Origin of the sequence: Zymomonas sp. (assembly GCF_020216885.1) — a bacterium.
GTDB lineage: Bacteria > Pseudomonadota > Alphaproteobacteria > Sphingomonadales > Sphingomonadaceae > Zymomonas.
In genome coordinates, this window is sequence record NZ_JAIWON010000150.1 from 1 (window position 1) to 6,846 (window position 6,846).

At 46.8% G+C, this 6,846-nt stretch carries 5 protein-coding genes; 4 read left to right on the forward strand and 1 reads right to left on the reverse strand.

Annotation, left to right across the window (positions count from 1 at the left end; all coding sequences use genetic code 11):
* On the reverse strand, window positions 1–824 hold an 824-nt coding region (locus LDL18_RS08185), incomplete at its 3' end, for an N-acetylmuramoyl-L-alanine amidase (RefSeq protein ID WP_296508567.1).
* A gap of 285 nt (window positions 825–1,109) precedes the next feature.
* Between LDL18_RS08185 and LDL18_RS08190 the strand changes: the two genes are divergently transcribed.
* The 4 genes from LDL18_RS08190 to LDL18_RS08205 all read left to right on the forward strand — a co-directional run bounded on the left by LDL18_RS08190 (window position 1,110) and on the right by LDL18_RS08205 (window position 6,602).
* Window positions 1,110–1,358: a hypothetical protein gene (locus tag LDL18_RS08190; RefSeq protein WP_296508569.1), complete on the forward strand. Its 249-nt coding sequence runs from the start codon at window positions 1,110–1,112 to the stop codon at window positions 1,356–1,358.
* Complete coding sequence (locus tag LDL18_RS08195; protein ID WP_296508572.1) at window positions 1,355–4,096, forward strand: ribonuclease E/G; 2,742 nt, start codon at window positions 1,355–1,357, stop codon at window positions 4,094–4,096. Before LDL18_RS08190 ends, LDL18_RS08195 begins: the two co-directional genes overlap by 4 nt.
* A gap of 336 nt (window positions 4,097–4,432) precedes the next feature.
* Window positions 4,433–5,791: a M48 family metalloprotease gene (locus LDL18_RS08200; RefSeq protein WP_296508574.1), complete on the forward strand. Its 1,359-nt coding sequence runs from the start codon at window positions 4,433–4,435 to the stop codon at window positions 5,789–5,791.
* A gap of 31 nt (window positions 5,792–5,822) precedes the next feature.
* Entirely contained in the window at window positions 5,823–6,602 is a 780-nt protein-coding gene (locus tag LDL18_RS08205; RefSeq protein WP_296508577.1) for a DsbA family protein, read from the forward strand.
* The last annotated feature ends 244 nt before the right edge of the window (window positions 6,603–6,846 follow it).

A 6,846-nucleotide genomic window follows, 5' to 3' on the forward strand; every position in this document is an offset into this window, starting at 1 on the left:
ATAAGAACAGAAGGCACATCCGGTGCTTTTAAAACGACAAATCCCGCAAAGCGATGGTAATGACTACGAAAAGGGATTCTATCCTGCAATTCTCTTTGTAAAAGCGACGCAAAAGACACAGAAGCATTCATCGTCTCGCGACGAGTCAGATCATAAAGAATAGATTTTACGTCACTATTCTGATTTCTCAATTCTCTTGAACCCGAAATATCGGCCTGATTTTCTCTAGCCGCTAAGCGCGCTGCAATCTTGTCCGAAGCGACTTCCGACAAAGTATAAATGGTCGCCCCATGCGGGTTCCCGACAGCCGCACTGTCCGCATGAATAGAAATAAAGAGATCGGCATTCATCCGCCGTCCGATTTCTCTTCGGGTCACCAAAGGCAAAAAACGGTCATCTTCGCGCGTTAAGGCTACCCGAACTCGTCCCGACCGGATAAGGGCATCCCGAATGGCAAGGCCAATCGCCAAAGTCACTTCTTTTTCTCGCAGTCGTCCATCGCGAGAGGAAGAGCCGGGGTCATGTCCCCCATGACCGGGATCAATCAAGACTAAAGGCCGACCGGAAACCCGCGCCCCATAGATGCGAGGCATTGATGGGGCATAACCAGATTCACGTGCGATGGGTATCCGAACCGCTTTTGCCATCGGCACAACTGCAGCCCAAGAGTCATGAGATACGAAAAACAAAAAAAAGATAATCGAACCAAAAGGCTTTTTTTTCAAAAATTTCAGCTTAAAACCCTCAGCCATGCCTTTTAGATATTTAACAGTTACAGATCCCTCTCTGTAAAAAAGGGTCTTTTTTCTTTTCGGATACGCCATTTTAACCGATTACCCTTGTTAGAAGGACTGTGACCAGCCAGAAAAACGCTCATTTTTAAAAAAACATTTTTAGAGCGCAAGCTATTGATATTTATATTTTCCCCCATAAAGGATAAGCTCATCCCACAAGTTGAACAGTAACCATTGCGTCCAACAGAAAGCGATGGTAGCGAATCAATGAAGAGAACAGAAAAAATTTGGTTCAAAAAACGGAATCGCTTCTGCCTCTCGCTGTGACTACTTTATTGAATGATATCTATTTGTGTTTCCGGATCGAAAGCATCGATGCACGCCGCTGTTTTAAGCCTGCCCCATTCCGATAAGGCAGGGCCCGCTGCAGCTAAGACCTTCCGCGCTTATAACAGCGCCGATACTAGCCGCGCGGCCTTTCAGTGCTGTTGTTCATGGCTGACCTCTCAGGTCGGCGCTGGATCCTGTTTCTCAGATGACGACTCTATTTTAGATAATTTTATTATTACTCGCGCGCCCTTTGTCCGAAAAGAATTGTGCAGCGCGACGGAGATTTTTGAATGACTCTTACTAAAATGTTGATTGACGCCCGCCACAGGGAAGAAACCCGGGTTGCCGTCATCAAAGGGAACCGTATCGAAGAATTTGATTTTGAATCGGCTGACCGTCGCCAATTAAAAGGCAATATTTATCTGGCCAAGGTCACCCGCGTCGAACCTTCCTTACAGGCAGCTTTTGTCGATTATGGCGGCAACCGTCAGGGCTTTTTGGCTTTTTCGGAAATCCACCCTGATTATTATCAAATTCCCCGCGAAGACCGCGAAGCCCTTCTTCGTGAGGAAGAAGAATATTCTGCACGCCATAAAAGGCAGCAAGAAAGTGAAGATGATGAAGAGGGCGAAGATTCTTCTGATTCCGAAGCTATCCGCAACGATGCCAATGATGACAGCCTCGAAAATTTAAGAAGTCGGCGGCGGCATTTTGGACGGCATCACTACCGGATACAGGATGTTATCCGGCGGCGGCAGGTTTTGCTGGTTCAGGTTGTCAAAGAAGAACGCGGTAACAAAGGTGCCGCTCTCACGACCTATCTTTCTTTAGCCGGTCGCTATTGCGTCTTGATGCCAAATACCAGCAATGGCGGCGGTATCTCTCGCAAGATTTCCAACCTCGCCGATCGGAAAAGATTAAAGTCCATCATGGCAGAATTAAATCTGCCAAGCTCGATGGGCTGCATTGTCAGAACGGCTGGCCTGCAACGCACCAAAACCGAAATCAAACGGGATTTCGATTATCTTGCCCGCTTATGGGATGAAATTCGCGAAAAAACGCTTCATTCACAGGCTCCGGCGCTCATCTATGGTGATAGCGACCTTGTAAAACGAGCCATCCGTGACATCTACAACCGCGAAATTGATGAAATTCTGGTTGAAGGCGATGATGGTTATCGGGCAGCACGGAATTTCATGAAGCTGTTGATGCCCAGCCATGTCCGCAAAGTGCGACCTTATGCTGATCCAGCACCCCTATTTCAGCGTTTCGGGGTAGAAGCGCAGCTTAACGCCATGTATCAGCCGATTGTTCAACTTAAATCGGGTGGTTATCTGGTTATCAATCCCACGGAAGCCTTAGTTTCGATTGATATCAACTCTGGCCGTTCCACACGGGAACATAATATTGAGCAGACAGCCACCGCAACCAATCTCGAAGCGGCTGCCGAAATCGCAAGACAGCTTCGCCTCCGCGATATGGCCGGATTGATTGTCATTGACTTCATTGACATGGAATCAAGCGCCAATATCCGTCGGGTTGAAAAGGCCATGAAAGATGCCTTGAAACATGACCGCGCCCGTATTCAGGTCGGCCATATTTCCAGCTTCGGCCTAATGGAAATGAGCCGCCAGCGCTTAAGAACGGGTATGCTTGAAGCCTCGACTGTCCCCTGCCCGCATTGTCAGGGATCGGGATTGATGCTGACCACGCCTTCTGCGGGTTTAATGGCCTTGCGGATGATCGAGGATGAAGCCTCACGCGGCAATGGCAGCCAGATTCACGTTCTGACTTCGCTTGATTCTGCTATTTATGTCCTCAACAAAAAGCGGAAAGAATTGGGCAGCATCGAAACCCTTTATGGGGTGACGATCCTGATCGACGGCGATCCTCTGCGTGGCAATAATCAGATATCGGTAGAATCGGCAGGGCCACCTCCCAGCCATGGCCTGATGTTACCACCGCCTTTGCCCACCTCCTCACCAGACGAAATCGACGATTATGAGGAAGAGCCAGAGATCGAAGAGATCGAAGCTGAAGAGGTCATCGAAGCCCCCTTCCGTCGGAATCATCGTCAGAATATGGCTCGTCGCAATTCGTCTTATAATGCCGAAGTAGCGATTCAGGATAACCAGCGTATGGAGCCGAAAGAGGCTGCACAGGCTTTCCTGAATACAGAAGAAGAGGCCAGCCAAGAAGAAGACAGCGAACATAGCCGTCGCAATCGTCGCAGTCGGCGGGGCAGACGAGGCGGTCGTCGGCGCAATGGTGAAAATTTTGCCGAAAAACCTTTAATGCTTTCTTCGGAGGCCTCAGAATCGGCATCGCTTGATGACGATAGCTCCATCAAGGAAAGCTATGAAGGCGAAGCTCTGCCGGTAGAAAAAGCTATCGAAAAAAGCCCCCCAACAGAAGAGGCTAGCGAAGCTGAAAACAAAACTGCCCGCAGCAGTCGGACAAGACGTCGCCCTCGCGCTCGCTCGCCTAAAGTAGAAAGCGAAAGCTATCAGGCACCGGCCAATGTTCTTCAGGAAGAAATACCTCCGGCTGAAACAGCGGTTGTAGAGGTAAAGAGCGAAGAACCGATTGCAGAAAAACCAATCGCCGACGCCGAAGCAGTGGTCGTCGCTTCTAGTGAACCCGAAACGGTAGAAGAGGCAAAACCAAAGCGGGTCAGAAAACGGACAACGACTACCCGCCGTAAAAAAGCGGAACCCAAAGCCGCTGACAACGTCGAGGAGTCAGAAGACAGCAAAGCTGAAGCCGAAACCAAGCCAAAACGTCCGGCAACGAGACGGACGAGAACGACCAAGGCCACTACAGCAAAAGCCGCCGCTAAAAAGGCTGCGCCCGAAAGCGAAACCCCAGTCGTCGCCAAGGCTGAAACCAAGACGGTTGAAAAGACCGATGACAAGGCCGTCAAATCAGAACCCCCCAAAGATTCTGATACGGCTCCCATCTCCAACAGCAAGGAAGAAGCTGAAAAGCCAGCCCCTCGCCGTGGTTGGTGGCAGCGGACATTTGGGGAATAAAAATATTCCCATAGTATAAAGAAAGAGCAGGGCATAAAAACCCTGCTCTTTTTGTTTTCTAGAACAAGAAAAAACAATAAATATAGAAAAAATTCCAAAAAGATAATTCGTACTAAACCAGAATATAAAGAATATTTCGATTTAAGGACTTAAAAATGTGATAAAAAATCAAAAATATGGATATTCAATATTTAATTTTAAAAATTAAAAAGAGTGCTTCATAATTTATAAAAAATATTTATCAAACTTTTATCCATTCCGGTCGTTATCTTATAAATAAGCGCTTATATCTGGGTGTAGAGTCCGTTCTTTAGCTATCAGGGTTTTCGTTTTTTCATGATACGCCGTTTTTGGCTCTTCATCTCTTGTTTGATGATCAGCTTTACGTTGATTCAGTCAGCCGCCTTTGCACAGGAAATTCTTCAAGATGCCGAGAGCGATGCTCTTTTAAAAAAGGCATTGGCACCCTTGGTCGCGGCTACTGGATTACGGGATGTCAAAATCCTGATCGTCAATGATTCTGAAATCAATGCCTTTGTTGCCGGTGGGCAGATGGTCTTTATCAATTCTGGCACAATCATGGCCGCTGATAACATTAACCAGATTCAAGGTGTTGTCGCTCATGAATTAGGGCATGTGACTGCAGGGCATGTTATCAACTCAAGCGGCATTAAAGAAGCAGGACGCATCAGTGTCGCAGCGATGATTTTACAAGCGGTTTTGGTGCCGCTTTCTGCCATCGTTCCGGCGGCTGGCGCTATCGGTACTATGCTGGGCGGGATCGGTAGTCAGGTCGCGGTGCAGCATTACCTCGCCTTCACCCGTACACAAGAAGCCAGTGCCGATGCTGCCGCCGTCAAATTTTTAAAAAGAGCTGATATCTCTGGCCGCGGTCTGCTGGAATTTTTCGGAAAAATTCGCAAAATAGAATATCGTTCGATGCCGGCCGATTCCGATGGTAGTTTTGCCAGCGACCATCCTATGACGGCAGATCGTGAAATGATGCTTCGAGGTGATCTTGAGAATCTTCCGGCATGGAACCGTCCCATTGATCCCCAGTTGCAGCAGAGCTTCCTTCGGGTCAGAGCCAAATTAACCGGCTATCTTGCTGATCCGAACGAAGTGCTGAAAGAATATCCGGACGATGCCCACAATATTCCCGATCTTTACGCTCGGGCTTATGCTTTTCATCGATTGTCCTATTTCAAACAATCAATGGATGAAGTTGAAAAACTACTCAAACTGATTCCTAAAGACCCCTATTTTCTAGAATTGAAAGGTCAAATTCTACTCGAATCCGGTCATCCAGATGAAGCCTTGGAACCCTATAGAGAGGCAACCGAAATATCACAGTCGCCGCTTATTGCGGCCTCCTTTGGCCATGCCTTGATGGCAACAGAGGATTCTTCCCATTATGCTGAAGCTAAAAAAGTGCTGACAGTTGCCGTTGATCGGGAAGAAGATAATCCGCTTGCATGGTTTGTCCTTGGCAGCATCTATGACCGCGAAGGCGATGTTGCCCATATGAATTTGGCAACGGCTGAACGTTACAGCCTTAGTGGTCAAACCACTCTAGCGATGGATGCGGCGGATATGGCGCTAAAAGGACTTGATCCGAATAGCGCCGAATGGCGACGTGCTAACGATATTGCGACGACTGCCCGTCAGGCACTGGCTAGCAAGAAGAAAAAATAACCGACTTAACCCTAAAAAGGAACCGCCTAATATGCCCGATATGCCGAAGCCAACCGAAGAGCTAAGAGTGGAAAATAAAAGCTGTCATAAAAAAAGTTGCCTTTGTTCTGCTCTGGCCGGAGCCATCGGTGGTAGCGTTGTCGTGCTGGGCTATTTGTTATCAAGCCATTTGATATCAGGAAAATCGGACGAACCCGTTCGGGACTATCTCATGGAACATCCCGAAGTTATTCCCCAAGCCATGGAAGCCCTACAGCAACGAGAAACCGATAAGCTGGTTTCACAAAATAGAACGGCTTTGGAAACACCTTTTGCTGGCGCATGGGATGGCGCAGAAAAAGGCCGCGTGACGATTGTCGAATTTTCGGACTATGCCTGCGGTTTTTGTCGTAAAGCTAATGGCGATCTCAACCGCCTTTTATCCGAAGATAAAGATATCCGTCTAGTGATACGGCAATTGCCGATCTTGGGACCCGACAGCGAGATTGCTGCCCGCACAGCCTTAGCTATTGCAAAAAACAGTTCTAAATTCAGTGAATTTCATCACCAGATTTATAACAGCAAGCATCTTTCACCCGAAGTCGTCGCTGATATCGTCAAATCTTTAGGACTCAATCCTCAAGAAGTCGCCAAACAGGGTAGCGATCCGGCCATCACGCAAGAGATTACCAAAAATATTCTACTAGCGAGAGAATTGGGTCTAACCGGCACGCCAGCCTTTATTATTGGAGACAAAGTCTTCTCCGGTGTTGCCGGATATGATGCCTTAAAGGAAGCTGTCGCCAAAATTCGAGGAAAATCGTCAAAATAATATTTTCAAATCCAAAGAAATATTTTGTTATTATTCTATTCTTGCTTTGGATAGCTGACATGGAGATATCACCTTCTCCAAAAAGGTGATATCTATATTTCAAAAATATCCTGTATATAACATATATATACTTTTTTTATTTCTTTAAAAAAATAAAATTATTTTTTTTAGAAAAAAATTAATAAGAACAATAGTCTGACAAAATATCTTTTTTAAAGCCTTCCAATTTAAATAATAAAATGAT